The organism is Acidocella sp. MX-AZ02, from assembly GCF_000306035.1.
GTDB classification, from domain to species: domain Bacteria; phylum Pseudomonadota; class Alphaproteobacteria; order Acetobacterales; family Acetobacteraceae; genus Acidocella; species Acidocella facilis.
Genome location: NZ_JH976208.1, coordinates 550,352 through 570,383 on the forward strand (window position 1 = coordinate 550,352; position 20,032 = coordinate 570,383).

A 20,032-nucleotide genomic window follows, 5' to 3' on the forward strand; every position below is an offset into this window, starting at 1 on the left:
GCCGATGCTGAAAGATGAAGACCGCATCTATCAGAACCTGTACGGCCAGCAGGATTGGAAACTTGCCGGCGCCCGCGCCCGGGGCGATTGGAGCGGCACCGCCGAGATCATCGCCAAGGGCCGCGATGCGCTGATCGAGGAGATGAAAGCCTCGGGCATGCGCGGGCGTGGCGGGGCTGGCTTTCCCACCGGCATGAAATGGTCCTTCATGCCCAAGCAGAGCGATGGCCGCCCGTCCTACGTCGTCATCAATGCCGACGAATCCGAGCCTGGCACCTGCAAGGATCGCGACATCATCCGCAACGAACCGCATAAGCTGATCGAAGGCGCGCTGATCGCCTCTTTCGCGATGGGGGCGAACAAGGCCTTCATCTATATTCGCGGCGAGTATTACAACGAAGCCCAGCGCCTCCAATTCGCGATCGACGAAGCCTATGAAGCGGGTTTAATTGGCAAGAATGCGGCAGGTTCGGGGTGGGATTTTGACCTCGTGCTGCAGCGTGGCGCCGGCGCCTACATCTGCGGGGAGGAATCCGCGATGTTGGAGAGCCTGGAAGGCAAAAAGGGCATGCCGCGGATGAAGCCGCCCTTCCCGGCGGCGATGGGGCTGTATGGTTGCCCGACGACGGTGAATAATGTCGAGACCATCGCCGGCGTGCCGACGATCATGCGCCGTGGCGGCGCCTGGTTCGCGGGCCTGGGCAAGCCGAAAAATGCCGGCACCAAGATCTTCTGCATCTCCGGCCATGTGAATAATCCCTGCAATGTCGAGGAAGAGCTAGGCATTCCGCTGCGCGAGCTGATCGAGAAACATGCCGGCGGCGTGCGCGGCGGCTGGGATAATCTCGGCGCCGTCATCCCTGGCGGCGCCTCCTCCCCAGTGCTGAACAAGGCGATGTGCGACACCCAGCTGATGGATTTCGACAGCCTGGCGGCGTCCAAGAGCATGATGGGCTCCGGCGCCATCATCGTCATGGATAAATCCGTGGACGTGGTGAAGGCGATCTGGCGGCTTTCGAAATTCTTCAAGCATGAGAGCTGCGGCCAATGCACCCCTTGCCGCGAAGGCACCGGCTGGATGATGCGCCAGATGGATCGCATCGTGCAGAATAAAGCGACTTTGGCGGATATTCATCTGCTCGAGCAGGTGACCACCCAGGTGGCGGGCCACACGATCTGCGCCTTCGGCGAGGCGTCTTCCTGGCCGATTCAGGGCATGATGCGCGCCTTCCGCCCCGAGGTGGAAGCCCGCGCGACCGATTATCAGCCGCCGGTGGCGGCGCAGGCGGCGGAGTAAGCCATGGCCAAGCTCACAATCGATGGCATCGAGGTCGAAGTCCCCAACGGCTCGACCGTGATCCAGGCCTGCGAGGCGGCGGGGATCGAAATTCCTCGCTTCTGCTATCATGAGCGGCTTTCGGTGGCCGGCAATTGCCGCATGTGTCTCGTCGAAATCGAGAAGATGCCGCCGAAGCCTGTCGCCTCCTGCGGCCAGCCAGTGGCGGATGGCATGGTGGTGCACACCGATAGCGAGATGGTCCGCAAGGGCCGGCGCGGCGTGATGGAATTCCTGCTGATCAACCATCCGCTGGATTGCCCGATCTGCGACCAGGGTGGCGAGTGCGATCTGCAGGACGAAGCCGTGGCTTATGGTCGCGACACCTCGCGCTACGAGGAAGACAAGCGCAGCGTCGCGCAGCCCGATTGGGGCCCGCTGGTGCGCACCACGATGACGCGTTGCATCCATTGCACACGCTGCGTGCGTTTCACCACCGAGGTGGCCGGCACGGCGGAGCTGGGCGGCACCTTCCGCGGCGAGAGCACGCAGATCGGCACCTTCGTGCAGAAGGCGCTGACTTCCGAACTCTCCGGCAATATCATCGATCTTTGCCCGGTCGGCGCGCTGACCAGCAAGCCCTATGCCTTCACCGCCCGCCCCTGGGAGCTGCGCAAGACCGACAGCATCGACGTGCTGGACGCGCTCGGCTCCAACATTCGCATTGATGCGCGCGGCGCGGAAGTGCTGCGCATTCTGCCGCGCATCAATGACGAGGTGAATGAGGAATGGCTGGGCGATAAATCCCGCTTCTCCGTCGATGGGCTGAAGCGCCGCCGGCTGGATCGTCCCTGGATTCGCGAAAACGGCAAGCTGCGCCCGGCAAGCTGGGAAGAAGCCTTCGCCGCCATCGCCGGCAAGATCAAAGCCACGGCACCCGAGAAGATCGGCGCGCTGGTCGGTGATCTGGCGGATGTCGAATCCATGCTGGCGATGAAGGAATTCATGGCGGGGCAGGGCTCGGCCAATATCGATTGCCGGATTGATGGCGCCGCCTATGATGTTTCGAAGCGCGCCTTCTACAGCTTCAACACCACCATCGCCGGCATCGAGGAAGCGGATGCGCTGCTGATCATCGGCAGCAATCCGCGCCATGAGGCACCGGTGCTGAATGCGCGTATCCGCAAGCGCTGGCTGGCGGGCAAATTCCAGGTCGGCGTGATCGGCGAAAACGCCGATCTCACCTACAAGACCACGCATTTGGGCGAAGGCCCGGCGGCCTTGCAGGCGCTGCTGGACGGCACGCATGAATTCGCCGAAGTGCTGAAGGGTGCGGCCAAGCCGATGCTCATCATCGGCGCCGGCGCGCTGGCCCGGCCGGATGGTGCGGCTTTGCACGCCACCGCCTGGAAGCTGGCCACGCAGTTCAACATGCTGAATGCCGAGTGGCATGGCTTCAACGTGCTGCAGCACGCGGCCTCCCGCGTTGGCGCGCTGGATCTGGGCTTGCTGCCCGGCACCAACGGCCTCAGCGCCCAGGCGATGCTGGGCGGTGCCGCCGACGTGCTCTGGCTGCTCGGCGCCGATGACGAGGCCGTGCGCAACATCCCCAACAGCAGCTTCGTGATCTATCAGGGCCATCACGGCGATGCCGGGGCCTCCCGCGCGGACGTCATCCTGCCCGGTGCCGCCTACACCGAAAAAGATGGCACCTACGTCAACACGGAGGGTCGGGTGCAGAGCGCCTATATCGCGGTAAAGCCGCCGGGCGATGCACGTGAGGATTGGCGCATTCTGCGCGCCATCTCCGCCTATCTAGGCCACGCGCTGCCCTACGACACTCTGGAACAGCTGCGCGCGCATCTGAAAGCCAATTACCCGGTGTTTGGGCAAGAATTCCGCCGATTCGCGGGCACGGATACGGCCGCCCCCGCCAGCTACGGCGCGCTGGGCGATGCCCCCTTCACCCCGGCTCTGGCGAATTACTACCAGACCGACGTGATCAGCCGCTCCAGCCCGACCATGGCCGCCTGCGTGGCCGCCCTTAATCCTGCCCTCGCGGAGGCCGCGGAATGACCATGCCGTTCTGGGATACCGATACCGGGATCGTGATCCTCACGCTCCTGAAAACCCTGGCCCTGGTGGTGCCGCTGCTGATCGGCGTCGCCTACCTCACCTATTTCGAGCGCAAGGTGATGGGCGCCATCCAGCTGCGCAAGGGCCCCAACGTGGTCGGCCCGTTCGGCCTCTGGCAGCCTTTCGCGGACGCGATCAAGATGCTGATGAAGGAAACCATCCTGCCGACCGGCTCGGACAAGGTGCTGTTCATCCTGGCGCCGATGATCACGTTCGGCCTCGCCATCATCGCCTGGGCGGTGATGCCGGTGAATAATGGCTGGGCCATCGCCAACATCAATGTCGGCGTGCTCTATCTCTTCGCGGTCTCGTCGCTTGGCGTCTACGGCATCATCATCGCCGGCTGGGCCTCCAATTCCAAATACGCCTTCCTCGGCGCGCTGCGCTCGGCGGCGCAGATGGTCTCCTACGAAGTCTCGATGGGCTTCGTGATGGTGACGGTGCTGATCCTCGCCGGCAGCCAGAACCTCAACGATATCGTGCTGGCGCAGAAGCATCTCTGGTTCGCCATCCCGCTCTTCCCGGTGTTCATCATCTTCTTCATCTCAGGCCTGGCGGAAACCAACCGCGCCCCGTTCGATCTGGCGGAAGGTGAATCGGAAATCGTCGCCGGCTTCTTCGTGGAATATAGCTCGATGTCCTTCGGGCTCTTCTTCCTCGGCGAATATGCCAACATGATCCTGATCAGCGGCATGACGACCACGCTCTTCCTGGGCGGCTGGCTCTCGCCGATCCCGTTCGCGCCCTTCACCATGATCCCGGGGCCGCTCTGGTTCATCTTCAAAGTGCTCATCTGCCTGTTCGTTTTCGTCTGGGTGCGCGCCACGCTGCCGCGCCTGCGCTACGATCAACTGATGGCGCTGGGCTGGAAAGTGTTCCTGCCCATCTCGCTCGTCTATCTCGTCCTCGTTGCGGGCGTGATGGAATATTCCGGCCTGCTGGCGCATGCGTAAGGGAGCGCAATCATGAACAAGGTCCTGCGTTGGACATGGGGCCTGGTGCTGTGGGAAATTCTCTGCGGCCTGGGCATCACCTTGCGCTATTTCTTCCGGCCCAAGGCGACCATCAACTACCCGTTCGAAAAGAACCCCACCTCGGCCCGCTTCAAGGGTGAGCACGCGCTGCGCCGCTACCCGAATGGCGAAGAGCGCTGCATCGCTTGCAAATTGTGCGAAGCGGTGTGCCCGGCCCAGGCCATCACCATCGAGGCCGAGCCGCGCGAGGATGGCTCGCGCCGCACCACGCGCTACGATATCGACATGACCAAGTGCATCTATTGCGCCCTGTGCGAGGAAGCCTGCCCGGTCGATGCCATCGTCGAAGGCCCGAACTTCGAGTTCGCGACCGAAACGCGCGAGGAACTGATGTATAACAAGGCGAAGCTCTTGGATAATGGCGACCGTTGGGAGCCGGAATTGGCCAAGCGGCTCGAGCTGGACGCGCCGTACCGGTAAGGGCCCCAAGCACATGATCGCAAATCTCGCTTTCTATCTCTTCTCCTTAATCCTGCTGGCTTCGGCGGTGATGGTGGTGACCAGCCGCAACCCGGTGCATGCCGTGCTCTTCCTCATTCTCGGTTTCGTGAATGCGGCGGTGCTGTTCCTGCTCACCGGGGCGGAGTTCCTGGCCTTCATCCTCGCCATCGTCTATGTCGGCGCCGTCGCCGTCATCTTCCTCTTCGTGGTGATGATGCTGGATGTGGATTTCGTCGCCCTCAACGAAGGCTTCCAGCGCTATGCGCCGGTGGGCGCGCTCGTGGCGCTCATCATGTTCATCGAGCTGGCCTTCATCGCCGGCAATTGGGCGATCGCCCCGGCGGGCGGTGCGGATCGGATGTTCCCCACCCCGGATAATGTCACCAGCTCGGTGGCGTTGGGCAATCTGCTCTATACCTCCTACCTGCCGGTGTTCCAGCTTTCCGGCATCGTGCTGCTGGTGGCGATGATCGGCGCGATCGTGCTCACCCACCGCGACCGCAAGCGCTCGCTGCATCAGAATCTCAGCGCGCAGCATGCGCGCGATCCGAAGCAGACTTTGGCCCTGGTCAACGCCCCGCTCGGCCAGGGTGCCGCGCTGCCGGCCAAGCAGACTCACGAGGAGACGCTGTAATGCTCATACCGCTGTCGCATTATCTGGTGGTCTCGGCGATGCTGCTGGTCATCGGCATCTTCGGCATCTTCATGAACCGGAAGAACATCATCGTCATCATGATGTCGATCGAGCTGATCCTGCTCGCCGCCAATCTCAACTTCGTCGCCTTCTCCGGCGCGCTGCATGACATGGTGGGCCAGGTCTTCACCATGTTCGTGCTCACCGTCGCCGCCGCTGAATCGGCGATCGGTCTCGCCATCCTGGTCATCTATTTCCGCAATCGCGGCTCGATCGAGGTCGAGGACGTGACGTTGATGAAGGGCTGAACATGTTCACCTTGATTGCCGTTTTCGCGCCGCTGGTCGGCGCCATTCTCGCGGGCATCGCCCGCCCCTTCATCGGGCGTGCCGCGTCGCTGGGGGCCAGCGTCGCCTTCATGCTGGTCTCGGCGCTGTTCGCCATCCTGGCCTACCGGGCCGGGGTGCAGGCGCCGCTGCATCTCGCTACCTGGTTCCATGTCGGCGGCTTCACCCCGGATTGGTCGCTGCGGCAGGACCAGCTGAGCCTGGTGATGGTGCTGATGGTGAGCGTGGTCTCCATGCTCATCCATATCTATTCCGTGGGCTACATGGCGCATGACAAGACGCCGCAGCGTTTCATGTCCTATATCTCGCTCTTCACCTTCGCGATGTTGATGCTGGTGACGGCGAATAACCTGCTGCAGCTGTTCTTCGGCTGGGAAGGGGTCGGCCTCGTCTCCTACCTGCTGATCAATTACTGGTATGACCGCAAAGCCGCCAACGATGCCGCCATCAAGGCCTTCATCGTCAACCGCGTGGGTGATCTCGCCTTCGCCGTCGGCATCGCCTTGGTCTATTTCACCTTCCAGAGCACGCAGTTCGATGTGATCTTCGCCGGTGCCGCCGCGCATGCCGGCCAGCATTACACGCTGTTCGGCACCTCGCTGCCGGTGCTGGAGATCATCGCCTTCCTGCTCTTCATCGGTGCCATGGGTAAATCCGCGCAGATTGTCCTGCACACCTGGCTGGCGGATGCGATGGAAGGCCCGACGCCGATCTCCGCCCTCATCCACGCCGCCACCATGGTCGCGGCCGGGGTGTTCATGATCGTGCGCATGTCGCCGCTGATCAATCTGGCCCCGGAGGCGATGGGCTTCATCACCTTCATCGGCGCCACCACCGCCTTTTTCGCCGCCACCATCGGTTGCGTGCAGAACGACATCAAGCGCGTCATCGCCTACTCCACCTGCTCGCAGCTGGGTTACATGTTCCTGGCCGCCGGTGTCGGCGCCTACCCGGTGGCGATGTTTCATCTCATCAACCACGCTCTGTTCAAGGCGCTGCTCTTCCTCTCCGCCGGCTCCGTCATCCATGCGATGTCCGACGAGCAGGATATCCGGCTGATGGGCGGTCTGGCGGGCAAACTGCCTTTCACCTGCGCGATGATGCTGATCGGCTCGCTGGCGCTGATCGCGATCCCGCCTTTCTCGGGCTATTACTCCAAGGATGCGATCCTGGATGCGGCGCTGGCCGCGCATACCGGCATGGGCACCTATGGCTGGGTCTGCGGTACCGCTGCCGCCGGGCTGACCGCCTTCTATACCTCGCGCCTGTTCTTCCTGGTCTTCACCGGCAAGTCCCGCGCGCCCAAGCATGTGCAGGACCATGTGCATGAAAGCCCGGCGGTGATGCTGGTGCCGTTGCTGTTCCTGGCCATCGGCGCGTTCGGTTCCGGCATCGCGCTGAAGCCGGATTTCATCGGCGCCAACTTCCAGAGCTTCTGGGGCAGCTCCATCGCGGTGGCCGCGAACTCCGCCATGTTCCACATGGAGGACATCTCGGCGCTCGCGAAAATGGCGCCGCTGCTGGTCGGTATTTTCGGCATTCTGGTTGCGGTGCTCTTCTACCTGCTGGTGCCCTCGCTGCCGGGCCGGCTCTCGCAAAGCTTCTCGCCGGTTTACAAGTTCCTGCTGAACAAGTGGTATTTCGACGAGCTCTACGATGCGCTGCTGGTGCGGCCCTCGCTGAAGCTGGCGAAATTCGTCTGGCGCGTCGGCGATGAGCAGGTGATTGACGGCGTGCCCAAGGGGCTGGCGGCGATCACCTCTGATGCCTCCGCCCAGGCCGTGAAGCTGCAAACCGGCTCCATCGCGCTCTACGCCTTCGTCATGCTGATCGGCCTGCTGGTCTTCGTCAGCCTCTTCATCTGGGTGAAGTGATATGAACCAGCTTGGTTTTCCCATCCTCTCGCTGATCACCTATTTGCCGCTGCTAGGCGCCTTCATCATCGCCACGCTGAGCGGCGATGAGGCGAAGATCGCCTGCCGGGCGCGGGCCATCGCGCTCGGTTTCTCGGTGCTGGTGCTGGTTCTGGGCGTTTATGTCTGGACGCAGTTCAATACCGGCATCGCCGGCTACCAGTTCGTCGAGGCGATGCCCTGGCTCTCGGGCATCAATGTCGAATATCGCATGGGCGTGGACGGCATCAGCCTGTTCCTCATCCTGCTCACCCTGGTGCTGACCCCGATCGCCATCCTCTCGAGCAACGGCATCAAGACCCGCGCGCGCTCCTTCTTCGCCGCGATGCTGCTGCTGGAGACGATGACCATCGGCATGTTCGCCGCCACGGATTTCGTGCTCTTCTACATCTTCTTCGAAGCCGTGCTGCTGCCGATGTATCTCATCATCGGCGTCTGGGGCGGGGAACGCCGGATCTACGCGGCGGTGAAATTCTTCGTCTTCACCCTGGCAGGCTCGCTGTTCATGCTGCTGGCCCTGGTCTGGATCTGGCGCCATCTCGGCACCACCAACATCGCGGTGATCACCCATGCCGCCATCCCGGCGCATGCGCAGATGTGGCTGTTCCTCGCCTTCCTCGCCGCCTTCGGCGTGAAGGCCGCGGTGTGGCCGCTGCATACCTGGCTGCCGGACGCGTATGGCGAGGCCCCGGTGCCCGGCACCATCATGCTCGCCGCCGTGCTCTCCAAGATGGGCGCGTACGGCTTCCTGCGCTTTGCCCTGCCGATGCTGCCCAACGCTTCCTACGCCGCCGAGCCGCTGATGTTCACACTGGGCGTGGTGGCGGTGATCTACATCTCCTATGTCGCGCTGGCGCAGACGGATATGAAGCGCATGATCGCCTACTCCTCGGTCGCGCATATGGGCGTCATCATCATCGGGCTGTTCACCTTCACGGTGGAAGGCATCGAGGGCGCTTTGTTCCAGATGCTCAGCCACGGCCTCGTCATCGCCGGGCTGTTCATCTGTGCCGGCATCCTCACCGCCCGTGGCCAGAGCCTGACGCTGAAAAATCTCGGCGGGCTGGCCAGCAACATGCCGGTTTTCGCGGCGGCCTTGATGTTCTTCACCCTGGCCAATATGGGCCTGCCCGGCACGTCGGGCTTCATCGGTGAAATCCTGGTCATCGTCGGCGCGCTGAAGGTGAATTTCTGGGTCTCGCTGCTCGGCGGTGCCGGCATGGTGCTCGGCGTCACCTACTCGCTGGTGCTGGTGCGCGCGGTTCTCTTTGAGAAATATGCGAGGCCTGAGCTGGCGGGGTTGAAAGACCTCACGGGCCGTGAATACGCCATGCTGCTGCCGCTGGCGGTGCTGGTGATGTGGCTGGGCGTCTATCCCTCCAGCTTCACCCATGCCTTCGATGCGCCGATCAACGCCCTCGTGCAGGCGCATTCCGCTGCCCTCAACCCGCATATGGCGCTGGCCATGGTGACCGCAAAATGACCGAACTCTACGCTCTCCTCCCGGCCCTGGTTCTGGGCCTTGGCGGCATGGTGCTGTTGACCGGCGGCGTGCTGGCGAAAAAATCCGAAACCACCCCGGCCGTCACCTTCGGCGCCGTGGTGCTGCTGGCGGTTGCCGCCGTGGTCAATCTGTTGGCACCGGACACGCTGATCTGGAACGGTCTGTTCAAGACCAGCCTGTTCACCCGCTTTGCGGATACGCTGGTCTATCTCGGCGCCATCGCGGCTTTGATCCTCTCGGTCGATTACAATAAGCGCGAAGGCATTGCCCGGTTCGAATATCCGATCCTGGTGCTGTTCGCCGTCATCGGCATGATCGCGATGATCTCCGCCGCCGACATGCTGACCTTGTATCTCGGCTTCGAGCTGCAATCGCTCGCCCTTTATATCTGCGCGGCGCTGGCGCGGGATAATCTACGCTCCACAGAGGCGGGTCTGAAATATTTCGTGCTCGGCGCGCTGGCTTCCGGCCTGCTCGTCTATGGCATCTCGCTCGTCTATGGCTTCGCCGGCACCACCAATTTCGCAGCACTTGGCGAAGTGTTCCGCAGCGGCACCGCCGGTGTCGGCACCATTGCCGGTGTGGTGTTCGTGCTGGTCGGCATCGCCTTCAAGATCTCCGCCGCCCCGTTCCATATGTGGGCGCCGGATGTGTATGAGGGCGCGCCTACTTCCGTAACAGCTCTCTTCGCCACCGCGCCGAAGGCCGCCGCCATGGCGCTGTTCCTTTCGGTGATGGCCGGGCCGTTCGGGCATCTCACCGGCCAGTGGTCGGCGCTGATCCAGATCCTGGCGGTGCTCTCCATGGTCATCGGCGCGCTCGCCGCCATCGGCCAGAGCAATATCAAGCGCCTGCTGGCCTATTCCTCGATCAGCCATATGGGCTACGCGCTGATGGGCCTGGCCACCGGCACGGTGGACGGCATCCAGGCCAGCCTGGTCTATATCGCCATCTATGTGGTGATGTCCTTCGGCGTCTTCGGCTGCGTGGTGGCGATGCGCCGCAACGGCCAATCTGTGGAGAAGATCAGCGATCTCGCCGGTCTCGCCTCCGAGCATCCTGGCTTTGCCTTCGCTATGGCGGTGTTCATGTGGTCCATGGCCGGCATTCCGCCGCTGGCCGGCTTCTTCGCCAAGCTCTACGTCTTCGCCACCGCCTTCAATGCCGGGCTGGATACGCTCACCATCATCGGTATCGTCGCCAGCGTGGTCAGCGCCTTCTATTATCTGCGCGTGATCAAGGTGATGTATTTCGATAAGGGCCAGCCGAATTTCGAGCGCGTCTCCGCCGGGGCCGGGTTCGTGATGGCGGTCGGCGCCTTCGCCACCATCGTCTTCGTCATTCTCCCCGGCCCGCTGATGGCGGTGGCCGGCGAAGCCGCGAAAGCGCTGATGGGGTGATCCCCTGGCGCCTCGAATGTTACGAGGAGCTGGGGTCCACCTCCGATCTTGTGGTCACCCGCGCCAAGGCGGGTGAGCCCTCCGGCCTCGCGGTGCTGGCGCTGCGCCAGACCGCCGGGCGCGGCTCGCGCGGCCGGGCCTGGAGCGCGCCGGAAGGCAATCTCAACCTCTCCATTTTGCTGCGCCCGGCCCGTCCGGCGGCGGAAGCCGGGCTGTTCTCGCTGATCGCCGGCATCGCCGTGGCGCAGGCGCTGGCGGGGCAGGGGGCGCAGGGCCTGTCGCTGAAATGGCCGAATGACATTCTCTGCGACGGCGCCAAGCTCGCCGGCATCCTGATCGACGCGGTGCCTGACGGTGCCCGGCTGGACTGGCTGGTCATCGGCATCGGCATCAATCTGCGCCAAGCCCCGGAAATCCCCGGAAGGCGCACCACGGCCCTGGCCGCGCAAGGGCTGGTCCTGGCCCCGGAGGACGCCGCCCGCGCCATCCTGGCCCGGCTGGAGCCGCTGCTGGAGGCGCCGGGCGAGGAGATCCGCGCCGCCTGGCTGGCGCTGGGCCATCCGCTCGGCACCAAGCTTGATATCGCCTTCGCCGGCCAGCGCCGCAGCGGGTTGTTCGCCGGTCTCTCGCCCGCCGGTGAATTGCTGTTGCAGTGCGAAAATCGTATCGAGGCGCTCAATACCGGCGAAGTCTTGCTGGCGAACGGGTAAGAGCGAGGAGGGGCGGATGCTTCTGGTCATCGATGCAGGCAACACCAATATCGTGTTCGCCGTGCATGACGGCACGCAATGGCGGGGCAATTGGCGGCTGGCGACCTCCGCCCAGCGCACCTCGGATGAATATGGCGTCTGGCTGGAGGTGCTGCTGGCCCGCGCCGGCATCTCCGCCCAGGAAATCACCCGCGCCGTCATTGGCACCGTCGTCCCCGCCGCCTTGTACCATCTGCGCCGCCTCTGCCGGGAATGGTTCGAGGCCGAGCCGCTGGTGGCCCGCGCCGCGCTGGATTGGGGCTTTCAGATCAAGACCGCCAACCCCGAAGGGGTCGGGGCGGACCGTCTGCTCAACGCTTTGGCGGCGCACCAGCATTACCAGGGGCCGCTGGTGGTGGTGGATTTCGGCACCGCCACCACCTTCGATGTGGTGGACGAAACCGGCGCCTATATCGGCGGCGCCATTTCGCCGGGTATCAATCTCTCCATCGAGGCGCTGCACCAGGCCGCCGCCCGGCTGCCGCGCATCGGCATCGGCCGGCCGCAGATGGTGATCGGACGCGATACCGTGCCGGCCATGCAATCGGGCATCTATTGGGGCTATATCGGGCTGATCGAGGGGCTGCTGGCCCGCATCGAGGGCGAGTTCGGGGCGAAGCTGAAAGCCATCGCCACCGGCGGCCTCGCCCCGCTTTTCGCCGAAGGCACCGCCAAATTCACCGCCATTGACCCAGACCTGACGCTGGAAGGGTTGCGCCTGCTCTCCATGCGCAATAAGCCCCCTTCTTTGCCGCGCGATCGCGCGCGGTTCCTTGAAACTGACTGACGACACGCGAGGAGCAGACCAATTCGTGGCTAAATCCAAAGGCAAGACCGCCCCCGTCATCGACGAGGCCGAGGCGGGGTTCATCTTCGTGCCGCTCGGCGGCACCGGCGAGATCGGGATGAACTTCAACCTCTATGGCTGTGACGGCAAATGGCTGGCCGTGGATTGCGGCATGGGCTTTTCCGGGCCGGAGACGCCGGAGGCGGAAATCCTGCTGCCGGACCCGGCCTTCATCGCGCAGCAGCGCGAGGATCTGCTCGGCCTGGTTATCACCCATGCGCATGAGGACCATATTGGCGGCATCGCCCGGCTCTGGCCGCAGCTGCGCTGCCCGGTCTATGCCACCCCCTTCGCCGCCGCCGTCATCCGCCGCAAGCTGCAGGAGGTGAGCTTCCACCGCGAGGTGAAGATCCACATCATCCCGCCCGGGGGCGCCTTTGAGCTGGCCCCGTTCAGCCTGCGCTATATCCGCATGACCCATTCCACGCCTGAGGCCCAGGCGCTGGCGATCACCACCAGCTACGGCACCGTGCTGCATACCGGCGACTGGAAGTTCGATAACGGCCCGGTCATCGGCGACGTGACGGACGAGGCCGCCTTGCGCGAACTGGGCGATAAGGGCGTGCTGGCCATGGTCTCGGATTCCACCAACGCCATGGTCGAGGGCCATTCCGGCTCGGAATCCGATGTGAAAAAGAGCTTCGAGGCGCTGCTGCCGGAGCTGGATGGGCGCATCGCCGTCACCTGCTTCGCCTCCAACGTCGCGCGCGTGGCCAGCATCATCGCCGCCGGCGAGATCGCCGGGCGACATGTGGCGCTGGTCGGGCGCAGCCTGAATAATTACATCGCCGCCGCCCAGGAGGCCGGCTATCTGCGCGATGTGCCGGATTTCGTGCCCGAGGACGAGATCGGCGCGATCCCGGATGACAATCTCCTGCTGCTGGTCACTGGCAGCCAGGGTGAGCCGCGCTCCGCCATGGCTCGCATCGCCGCCGACACCCACCGCTACGCCGTGCTGGGCGAGGGCGACAAGGCGATCTTCTCCGCCCGCACCATCCCCGGCAATGAGCGCGCCATCTTCACGGTGCAGGACCAGCTGGCACGGCGCGGGGTCGAGGTGATCGTGGATGGCGAGGAGTTCGTTCATGTCTCCGGCCACCCGGCGCGTGAGGAGCTGCGCAAGCTCTACAAGTTGGTCCGGCCGAAATATATAATCCCGACCCATGGCGAATGGCGTCACCTCTCCACCCAGGCGGCCTTCGCCAAGGAAAACGGCATCGAGACGCTGCTGGTGGAGAATGGCGATGTGGTGCTGTTCGGCGGCAACGGCCCGGCGGTGGTGGATAGCGTGCCCACCGGCCGGCTGGTGGTGGATGGCGAGCGCATCGTGCCGCTGAAAGGCGGCGTGCTCGCGGCGCGCAAGCGCATGCTGTTCAATGGCGTCGTTGTCGGCAGCCTGGCCATCGACTCCAGGGGGGCGCTGCGCGGCACCCCGCAAATTTCCGCCCCCGGCCTGCTGGAGGAGCTGGATGCCCGCCAGCGCCGCGCTTTTGAGGAGGAATTCCAGGAGCTTCTGGAAGACCTCGCCCCGTCCTTGCGCCAGGACGAGGCCGCCTTCGCCGACGCAGCCCGGGCCGGTCTGCGCCGCATCGTCGGCAAGAAGCTGGGCAAGCGTCCTCTGGTCGAGGTGCATATTTTGCAGGTTTGAGTGAAAATTGGGCGAGTTTTAAGGGTTTTCAGTCATCATGCCTAAACGCGGTGCATAACTAGTCCAGAAGCCTAAAAAACTTGCTTTTAGTGAGGTGTTTTTTCTGGCTTTCTCTCCATGTTGCGGCGCATTATGTGGGTACGGATGGAGTTTGGTTCTTCATCCTGCCGTGTGACTGGCGTTTCCTCCCTGAACTTGGCCCGCCGCCCTTATGGGCTGGCGGGCTTCTTTCTTTTCGGCCATTTTGTCCTGGGCGCCCCGGCGCAGCTTCTATCTGACCGAAGATTGATTTAGAGCAGGGCGCCGATGATGAGCCAGAAGCCGGAACTCACCGACCTGACGATCTGCCGTGCCGCCTTCGCGGCCTGGGTGTTCGTCTATCACCTGGATCTGCATTTGCATTTCTCCGCCTGGCTGGGGCCCGCCGCCGGGCTGGTGCGGCATGGCTATATGGGGGTGGACGGGTTCTTCATCCTCTCCGGGCTGGTGCTGATGCACACCCACCAGGAATTCAACGCCCCGAACATGGATCAGGTCGATGCGCGATTCCGCCCGGCCCCGCCGCAGGCTTGGCTGCGCTTCTATGGCAAGCGCCTGGCGCGCATCTATCCGGTGCATCTGGCCACCTTGCTGATCCTGCTCGCCTTGCTGGCGCTGGGTAGCGCGCTGGGTATCGCCCCGCAAAGTCCGCAGCGTTTCGGCCTCGGCAGCTTCGTCGAGAATCTCTTCCTGGTGCAGGGCTGGGGGCTGGACCATTTCGGCGCCTGGAACTACCCGGCCTGGTCGGTGAGCACGGAATGGGCCGGCTATTTGCTCTTCCCGCTCTTCGCGCTGCTGCTGACCTATTGGGACCGAGGGGTCTCCCTGCAGCTCGCCATCGTCGTCTTCCCGGTGATGGGGCTGATCTATTATTTCGCCGGCGAGACCCTCAATCTCGCCTTCGCCGCCGGGCTCTGGCGCCTGATTCCGGAATTTCTCGCCGGCATGGTGATGGTCCGTATCGCCTCAGCGGCCGCCGATTATGATGTCTGGCGCCGGGTCTTCATCGGCGGTGGCGCGGCGCTGATCCTGCTCGGTGCGCTGACGGTGGATGTCGCCACCGTGCTCGGGCTGTGGATGCTGCTGTTCGGGCTCTATATGCAGTATGACGCGCAGCGCCCGCCGGCTTTCGGCCGCCGCCCAGCGCTGCATTTTCTCGGCCTGCTGTCTTATTGTTTCTATATGAGCTTCGCCATCGCCGAACTGCTGACGGTACAGCTCTTCCGTCATCTCGGCTGGCAACCCACCGATGAGAAAGCGCTCTTCGCGCTGATCATGACCGGCCTCACCTTCATCCTCGCGATCCTGCTGCGCGGCTTCGTCGAGCAGCCGGCGCGCCGTGCCGCCAATCGCTGGCTGGCCGAGGATGCGCCCGCCCAAGCGCCGCCGCCCCCGGCCACCGAAAAGCCTCAATCCCTGTTTTAAGGTTCATCATGCGTCTGTCCAAAAGCCTGATCCCCACCCTCAAGGAAACGCCCGCCGAAGCGCAGATCGTCTCGCACCGGCTGATGCTGCGCGCCGGCATGGTCCGGCAGATGGCCTCGGGCATCTATGCCTGGCTGCCGACGGGCATCAAGGTTCTGAACAAGATCGCGCAGATCGTGCGGGAGGAGCAATGGGCGGCCGGCGCCCAGGAAGTGCTGATGCCGACCATCCAGAGCGCGGATCTCTGGCGCGAATCCGGCCGCTATGACGCCTACGGCAAGGAGATGCTGCGCATCACCGACCGGCATGAGCGCGAGCTGCTCTACGGCCCGACCAACGAGGAAATGATCACCTCGATCTTCCGTGATTCGGTGAAGAGCTATCGCGACCTCCCGCAGAACGCTTTCCAGATCCAGTGGAAATTCCGCGACGAGGTGCGCCCGCGCTTTGGCGTGCTGCGCGGCCGCGAATTCTACATGAAGGACGGCTACGGCTTCGACCTCGACCGCGAAGGTGCGGTGATCACCTACAAGCAGATGATGCTGGCCTATATGCGCACCTTCCAGCGCCTGGGCATCACCGCGATCCCGATGCGCGCCGATACCGGGCAGATCGGTGGCGATCTTTCCCATGAATTTCACATCCTCGCCCCCACCGGCGAATCCGGCGTGTTCTATGATGCGGATTTCGAGGCGGGCGATGCCTTCGCGCATGACGACGTGGAAAAATTCTACGAGCAGATGACCACAATCTACGCCGCCACGGATGAGAAGCATGATCTGGCCACCTGGGAGACCATCCCCGAGGCGCGCCGCCGCGAAGGCCGCGGCATCGAGGTCGGCCAGATCTTCTATTTCGGCACCAAATATTCGAAATCGATGAATTTCAGCGTCATCGGCCCGGATGGCGGCAAGATCTTCCCCGAGATGGGCTCCTACGGCATCGGCGTCTCCCGCCTGGTCGGCGCCATCATCGAGGCCAAGCATGACGAGGCCGGGATCATCTGGCCGGATGCGATCGCCCCCTTCAAGGCCGCCATCCTCAATCTGCGTCAGGGCGATAGCGTTACTGACGGGCTGTGCGAGGAACTCTACAAGGCGCTGGGCCAGGACGCGCTCTATGACGACCGCGAGGAGCGCGCCGGGGCGAAATTCGCCGAGGCCGATCTGATGGGCCATCCCTGGCAGATGATCGTCGGCCCGCGCGGGGCGGCGAACCGCATGGTGGAGCTGAAGCGCCGCGCCACGGGCGAGCGTTTCGAGCTACCGGTGGACGAGGCACTGGCAAAGGTTCGCTTCTGATGTTCAACGCCTTCGAGCGGAAGATCGCGGCGCGTTACCTGCGCGCCCGGCGCGGCGAGCGCTTCGTCTCCGTGATCGCGATTTTCTCGCTCGTCGGCATCGCGCTTGGCGTCGCCACACTCATCATCGTCACCTCGGTGATGAATGGCTTCCGCCAGGAGTTGCTCAGCCAGATTCTCGGGCTCAATGGCGATATCGGCATCTATGGCGCCGGCCAGCCACTGACCAATTATGATGCGATGTCGCAGAAGATCCGGACCATCAAGGATGTCACCGGCGCCTTCCCGATCTCGCAGGGCGAGGTGCTGATGTCCGGCCCGCAAGGCGGGGCCACCGGCGGCATCGCGCGCGGCATTACGCTGGACGGGCTGAAACAGCTGCCGACCGTCTCCCACCATGTCGTCGCCGGTTCGCTCGCCAACCTCACCGGCGGCGATGCGATTGCCATCGGCGCCGGGCTGGCACAGCAATTCAACCTCTCCGTCGGTTCGCAAATCTCGCTGATTTTGCCGCAAGGAAAAGCCACCGTCATCGGCACCATCCCGTCGATCCAGGCCTTCCATGTGGTGGCGATTTTCCAGACCGGCATGCAGCAATATGATTCGAGCTTCGTCTTCCTGCCGCTGGACGCCGCGCAGACCTTGTTCCAGCAGACCGGCAGCGCCAGCCAGATCCAGGTCTTCGTCACCGACCCGGATCACGATGAAGCGGTGAAGCAGGCGATCCTCAACATGTTCCCAGGCCAGCCCTTGAATATTCAGGACTGGAAGCAGAACAACGATTCATTCCTCGCCGCCGTCACCGTCGAGCGCAATGTGATGTTCCTGATCCTGACGCTGATCATCATCGTCGCCGCCTTCAATGTCATTTCCTCGATGATCATGATGGTGAAGGACAAGGCGAAGGATATTGCGATCCTGCGCACGATGGGGGCGAGTTCCGGTTCGGTGCTGCGCATCTTCCTGATGGCGGGCGCTTCCATCGGCGTGCTCGGCACCTTCTTCGGCTTCGCGCTGGGGGTGCTGTTCTGCCACTACATCAACGATATCAGGCTGTTCATCCAGCACATCACCGGCCAGAAACTCTTCGACCCGACCATCTATTATCTTGAATCCCTGCCGGCCGAGCTGGATTGGCGCGAGGTGGTGGAGATTGTGCTGATGGCGCTGGTGCTCTCGGTGCTGGCCACCCTCTATCCCAGCTGGCGGGCGGCGAAGATCGACCCGGTGGAGACGCTGCGCAGTGAGTGAATATCTGCTCTCGATGAAGGCGGTCCGCCGCACCTACCAGTCCGATGCTGGCGGCCTTACCGTGCTGGACGGCGCGGAGCTGACCCTGGCCCCGGGCGAGATCGTCGCCCTGGTCGCGCCCTCCGGCTCCGGCAAGTCAACCTTGCTGCATCTGGCAGGGCTTTTGGAAAAGCCGGATGCAGGGGCGGTGATCATTCGCGGCCAGAACGCCGCCGAGCTGAACGATGCCGGGCGCACCGCGATGCGCCGCCAGGAAATCGGCTTCGTCTATCAGTTCCATCATCTGCTGGCGGAATTCACCGCGCTGGAGAATATCTCCATCCCGCAGATGATCGCCGGTGTGCCGCAGGCGGCCGCGCATCAACGCTCCATGGAATTGCTGGAAAAATTCGGTCTGGGTCCGCGCGCGACGCATCTGCCGGGCAAGCTTTCGGGCGGCGAGAAGCAGCGCGTGGCCATCGCCCGGGCGCTCGCCAACCATCCCTCGCTGCTGCTGGCCGACGAGCCGACGGGAAATCTCGATGTCGCCACCTCCAACATCGTGTTCGAGGAGTTGCTGCATGTGGTGCGCAGCGAAAACACCGCCGCGCTGATCGCCACGCATAATCCCGAGCTGGCAGCGCGCATGGACCGCCAGATCACGCTGCGCGAGGGGCGGTTGGTTTAGAACGAATGGGGTAAACCCGTCTCGTCGGAGAGCATAAAGCAAAAAGCATGATGCTCTACGACGTAAGCGGCTTCACCATATCCAAACCCTGAACCGAAAAACCAGCCTCTTCATAAATATGCCGGGCACGCGCATTGCCAGATAAGGTAAATAGCCGCAGCCGTTGAACGCCGCGTGCTTTGCAGAGAGCTTCCGCGTGCGCGATCAGGCCCCGGGCAATCCCCTTGCCGCGCCAGGGCTCGTTGACGAACAGACTTGAAATAAGCGCATGATCACGCAGCTCTTCGATCACGTAGGCGTCGTCTGACTGGTACAGCAGGCATAAATGCCCGCTCACCGTCCCGTCTTGTTCCGCAACGAGCAAAGCTCCGTCCTCACTGGCCGCCGCGATCATGTCGGTCAATGTCTCACGCGCGCCCGCCAAATCTGTACGGCGATCGTGGGTCAGCTCTTGCTCAAAACAGTTCAGTGTCCAAATTTGAGCGATAAGGGCGTCGTGGTCGTCCAGGGTCGCGGCGCGTATGAGCAAAGTCATGGCCGCCAAGCCTAACCCTGCACAGCCTTCTGCGGCAGCCGGTACCCCGCCGCCCGCAACGCCCTGGCCGCACCAGGATGAAACGCAATCCCCGCCGCGTAAATCGGCGCCAGCTCCTGCGCATGCCCCGCCGCCGGCACGGCCACGCCCAGCAGCTTGCGGTTCTTCAGCGCCGCGCGTGTCACCGCCTCGGCCAGGCTGTCCGGCAGGTCGGTCGCACAGACCGCGACATTCGATGTCCCCACCGTGCCGACATTCACGCTCTGCCCCGGAAAGGTATCGGCGCTCAGAACCGTCCGGAAAAATCCCGGCAGCTTATGCGCCACTTGGGCCGATTGCGCGGCGGACATGCCGATGAGCGCCAGGTGCCGCCCCATCGCCGCCGCGTTCAGCGCCGGCAGCGGCGGCGCTCCGATAAAGGCGCAGGCCGCCAGCTCGCCTTTCAGCATCGCCAGCACCTGCTGCTGGTAATCGCCGCTCACCACCCGGGCAGGGGCCACGCCCAGTGCTGTCAGAATCTGTTTCACCGTATCGGCGCTGCTGGAGCCATCCGGCCCGACGCCGACCACCTGCCCCTGCAACTGCGCCAGCTCGCGCACGCCTGCCCCGGTGGAGGCGACGATCTGCAGGCTGGAGGCATAGGCCGGGAACAGGGCGCGGAAGCCGTTCAGCTTTACCCCGGCGGTCCAGCTGCCCTGGCCGGAACGCCCCTGCGCCGCCACCGCCGTGCTGGAGAGCCCAAGCTGCGCCTTGCCTTCCTCGATCAGCAGCAGATCGGCGCTGGAACCGCCGGTGGTGCGGTAGGCGATATCGATGCCGGTTTCCCGCTGCACCAGCACGCCCCAGGCCGGGGCGAAAATCGCAAACGCCCCGCCGGGGGCGCCGG

The 20,032-nt window shown here is 63.7% G+C and carries 18 protein-coding genes; 16 read left to right on the forward strand and 2 right to left on the reverse strand.

The window, feature by feature from the left end; genetic code table 11:
- The first annotated feature begins 4 nt into the window (after positions 1–4).
- The 16 genes from nuoF to MXAZACID_RS10960 all read left to right on the forward strand — a co-directional run bounded on the left by nuoF (position 5) and on the right by MXAZACID_RS10960 (position 18,611).
- The gene (gene nuoF, locus MXAZACID_RS10885; RefSeq protein WP_008494396.1) at positions 5–1,297 is read left to right on the forward strand and encodes an NADH-quinone oxidoreductase subunit NuoF; all 1,293 of its coding nucleotides are present in this window, start codon (positions 5–7) and stop codon (positions 1,295–1,297) included.
- A gap of 3 nt (positions 1,298–1,300) precedes the next feature.
- Positions 1,301–3,352, forward strand: coding sequence for an NADH-quinone oxidoreductase subunit NuoG (gene nuoG / locus MXAZACID_RS10890; RefSeq protein WP_008494397.1), 2,052 nt, complete (start codon positions 1,301–1,303; stop codon positions 3,350–3,352).
- Between the two features lie 2 nt (positions 3,353–3,354).
- Positions 3,355–4,365 carry an NADH-quinone oxidoreductase subunit NuoH gene (nuoH, locus tag MXAZACID_RS10895; RefSeq protein ID WP_008494398.1) on the forward strand — a complete coding sequence of 337 codons (1,011 nt, stop codon included), beginning with the start codon at positions 3,355–3,357 and terminating at the stop codon, positions 4,363–4,365.
- A gap of 12 nt (positions 4,366–4,377) precedes the next feature.
- Positions 4,378–4,866: an NADH-quinone oxidoreductase subunit NuoI gene (nuoI, locus tag MXAZACID_RS10900; RefSeq protein WP_008494399.1), complete on the forward strand. Its 489-nt coding sequence runs from the start codon at positions 4,378–4,380 to the stop codon at positions 4,864–4,866.
- 13 nt (positions 4,867–4,879) lie between these two features.
- Positions 4,880–5,521, forward strand: a complete 642-nt coding sequence (locus tag MXAZACID_RS10905; protein ID WP_008494400.1) for an NADH-quinone oxidoreductase subunit J — start codon at positions 4,880–4,882, stop codon at positions 5,519–5,521.
- On the forward strand, positions 5,521–5,829 hold the full coding sequence (gene nuoK / locus MXAZACID_RS10910) for an NADH-quinone oxidoreductase subunit NuoK (protein WP_008494402.1): 309 nt from the start codon (positions 5,521–5,523) through the stop codon (positions 5,827–5,829). The genes MXAZACID_RS10905 and nuoK overlap by 1 nt, the downstream gene beginning before the upstream one ends.
- Positions 5,830–5,831: 2 nt before the next feature.
- Positions 5,832–7,742: an NADH-quinone oxidoreductase subunit L gene (gene nuoL / locus MXAZACID_RS10915; RefSeq protein ID WP_008494403.1), complete on the forward strand. Its 1,911-nt coding sequence runs from the start codon at positions 5,832–5,834 to the stop codon at positions 7,740–7,742.
- Position 7,743: 1 nt separating this feature from the next.
- The gene (locus MXAZACID_RS10920) at positions 7,744–9,264 is read left to right on the forward strand and encodes an NADH-quinone oxidoreductase subunit M (RefSeq protein WP_008494404.1); all 1,521 of its coding nucleotides are present in this window, start codon (positions 7,744–7,746) and stop codon (positions 9,262–9,264) included.
- Positions 9,261–10,685: an NADH-quinone oxidoreductase subunit NuoN gene (gene nuoN, locus MXAZACID_RS10925; RefSeq protein ID WP_008494405.1), complete on the forward strand. Its 1,425-nt coding sequence runs from the start codon at positions 9,261–9,263 to the stop codon at positions 10,683–10,685. Before MXAZACID_RS10920 ends, nuoN begins: the two co-directional genes overlap by 4 nt.
- Positions 10,682–11,395 (forward strand): biotin--[acetyl-CoA-carboxylase] ligase, encoded by a 714-nt coding sequence (locus MXAZACID_RS10930; protein WP_008494406.1) that lies wholly within the window; start codon positions 10,682–10,684, stop codon positions 11,393–11,395. Before nuoN ends, MXAZACID_RS10930 begins: the two co-directional genes overlap by 4 nt.
- A gap of 16 nt (positions 11,396–11,411) precedes the next feature.
- Entirely contained in the window at positions 11,412–12,221 is an 810-nt protein-coding gene (locus MXAZACID_RS10935; protein WP_008494407.1) for a type III pantothenate kinase, read from the forward strand.
- A 58-nt stretch (positions 12,222–12,279) separates the two neighbouring features.
- Positions 12,280–13,929 carry a ribonuclease J gene (locus MXAZACID_RS10940; protein ID WP_039885304.1) on the forward strand — a complete coding sequence of 550 codons (1,650 nt, stop codon included), beginning with the start codon at positions 12,280–12,282 and terminating at the stop codon, positions 13,927–13,929.
- A gap of 309 nt (positions 13,930–14,238) precedes the next feature.
- Positions 14,239–15,393 carry an acyltransferase gene (locus MXAZACID_RS10945; protein WP_168118423.1) on the forward strand — a complete coding sequence of 385 codons (1,155 nt, stop codon included), beginning with the start codon at positions 14,239–14,241 and terminating at the stop codon, positions 15,391–15,393.
- An 8-nt stretch (positions 15,394–15,401) separates the two neighbouring features.
- On the forward strand, positions 15,402–16,694 hold the full coding sequence (proS, locus tag MXAZACID_RS10950; RefSeq protein WP_008494410.1) for a proline--tRNA ligase: 1,293 nt from the start codon (positions 15,402–15,404) through the stop codon (positions 16,692–16,694).
- Positions 16,694–17,944 carry a lipoprotein-releasing ABC transporter permease subunit gene (locus MXAZACID_RS10955; protein WP_008494411.1) on the forward strand — a complete coding sequence of 417 codons (1,251 nt, stop codon included), beginning with the start codon at positions 16,694–16,696 and terminating at the stop codon, positions 17,942–17,944. The genes proS and MXAZACID_RS10955 overlap by 1 nt, the downstream gene beginning before the upstream one ends.
- Positions 17,945–17,957: 13 nt before the next feature.
- On the forward strand, positions 17,958–18,611 hold the full coding sequence (locus MXAZACID_RS10960) for an ABC transporter ATP-binding protein (RefSeq protein WP_083878719.1): 654 nt from the start codon (positions 17,958–17,960) through the stop codon (positions 18,609–18,611).
- 55 nt (positions 18,612–18,666) lie between these two features.
- Here the strand turns inward: MXAZACID_RS10960 and MXAZACID_RS10965 are convergent, their stop codons facing one another.
- Complete coding sequence (locus MXAZACID_RS10965) at positions 18,667–19,146, reverse strand: GNAT family N-acetyltransferase (protein WP_168118424.1); 480 nt, start codon at positions 19,144–19,146, stop codon at positions 18,667–18,669.
- A gap of 11 nt (positions 19,147–19,157) precedes the next feature.
- A partial coding sequence (locus MXAZACID_RS10970; protein ID WP_008494415.1) for a TAXI family TRAP transporter solute-binding subunit occupies positions 19,158–20,032 on the reverse strand: 875 nt, incomplete at its 5' end.

Excerpts from the sequence above, each read along its gene's own strand:
- MXAZACID_RS10920 (WP_008494404.1), top strand. The coding sequence starts at position 7,744 with ATGAACCAGCTTGGTTTTCCCATCCTCTCGCTGATCACCTATTTGCCG.
- MXAZACID_RS10955 (WP_008494411.1), top strand. The coding sequence starts at position 16,694 with ATGTTCAACGCCTTCGAGCGGAAGATCGCGGCGCGTTACCTGCGCGCC.
- nuoN (WP_008494405.1), top strand. The coding sequence starts at position 9,261 with ATGACCGAACTCTACGCTCTCCTCCCGGCCCTGGTTCTGGGCCTTGGC.
- nuoH (WP_008494398.1), top strand. The coding sequence starts at position 3,355 with ATGCCGTTCTGGGATACCGATACCGGGATCGTGATCCTCACGCTCCTG.
- MXAZACID_RS10960 (WP_083878719.1), top strand. The coding sequence starts at position 17,958 with ATGAAGGCGGTCCGCCGCACCTACCAGTCCGATGCTGGCGGCCTTACC.
- proS (WP_008494410.1), top strand. The coding sequence starts at position 15,402 with ATGCGTCTGTCCAAAAGCCTGATCCCCACCCTCAAGGAAACGCCCGCC.
- MXAZACID_RS10945 (WP_168118423.1), top strand. The coding sequence starts at position 14,239 with ATGAGCCAGAAGCCGGAACTCACCGACCTGACGATCTGCCGTGCCGCC.
- nuoI (WP_008494399.1), top strand. The coding sequence starts at position 4,378 with ATGAACAAGGTCCTGCGTTGGACATGGGGCCTGGTGCTGTGGGAAATT.
- nuoK (WP_008494402.1), top strand. The coding sequence starts at position 5,521 with ATGCTCATACCGCTGTCGCATTATCTGGTGGTCTCGGCGATGCTGCTG.
- nuoL (WP_008494403.1), top strand. The coding sequence starts at position 5,832 with ATGTTCACCTTGATTGCCGTTTTCGCGCCGCTGGTCGGCGCCATTCTC.
- MXAZACID_RS10905 (WP_008494400.1), top strand. The coding sequence starts at position 4,880 with ATGATCGCAAATCTCGCTTTCTATCTCTTCTCCTTAATCCTGCTGGCT.
- nuoG (WP_008494397.1), top strand. The coding sequence starts at position 1,301 with ATGGCCAAGCTCACAATCGATGGCATCGAGGTCGAAGTCCCCAACGGC.
- MXAZACID_RS10935 (WP_008494407.1), top strand. The coding sequence starts at position 11,412 with ATGCTTCTGGTCATCGATGCAGGCAACACCAATATCGTGTTCGCCGTG.
- nuoF (WP_008494396.1), top strand. The coding sequence starts at position 5 with ATGCTGAAAGATGAAGACCGCATCTATCAGAACCTGTACGGCCAGCAG.
- MXAZACID_RS10965 (WP_168118424.1), bottom strand. The coding sequence starts at position 19,146 with ATGACTTTGCTCATACGCGCCGCGACCCTGGACGACCACGACGCCCTT.